Raw genomic sequence first — 726 nt, forward strand, 5'->3', positions numbered from 1 at the left:
CGGTTCTGCTAAACAAGGGCGGGACCGTAAATTCCAGGCTATCTTGCCATTACGTGGTAAGGTATTAAACACTGAAAAAGCCAGCATTCAAGATATTCTAAAAAATGAAGAGTTGAACACCATCATCTATACCATTGGTGCAGGTGTAGGGGCTGAATTTGAGGTTGAAGATGCCAACTACGATAAAGTCATCATCATGACCGATGCTGATACCGATGGGGCCCATATCCAGGTGCTACTGCTGACCTTCTTCTTCCGCTACATGAAACCTTTAGTAGAGGCTGGTAAAGTCTATCTCGCTATGCCACCATTGTATAAGGTTTCTAAGGGTAAAGGGAAAAACGAGGTCACTGAATATGCTTGGACGGATGACGAGTTAAAAGCTGTGACTGATAAAGTCGGCAAAGGCTATATCTTACAACGGTACAAGGGTTTGGGTGAGATGAATGCGGACCAATTATGGGAAACAACTATGGATCCTGAAACTCGTACCCTAGTCCGGGTAACAATTGACGATTTATCCCTTGCTGAAAAAAGGGTATCTGTTTTAATGGGGAACAAGGTTGAACCTAGGCGGAAATGGATTGAAGACAATGTGGCCTTCACCATGGACGAAGATGATACCCTACTTGAAAATGCCTCAGATACTGATGCTGGCGATAAGGAAGAAGTTGTCGAAATTTTAGAAAACCAAAATCAAACCAGTGTCACTGCTAACGAAGCTGC

At 43.5% G+C, this 726-nt stretch carries 1 protein-coding gene; it reads left to right on the forward strand.

Features of this window, described 5'->3' with window-relative positions; all coding sequences use genetic code 11:
• Positions 1 to 726: toprim domain-containing protein (locus ACRCJ0_RS17465; protein ID WP_431391422.1), on the forward strand; the 726-nt coding region annotated here is incomplete at both ends.

Source organism: Aerococcus sp. L_32 (assembly GCF_050689315.1).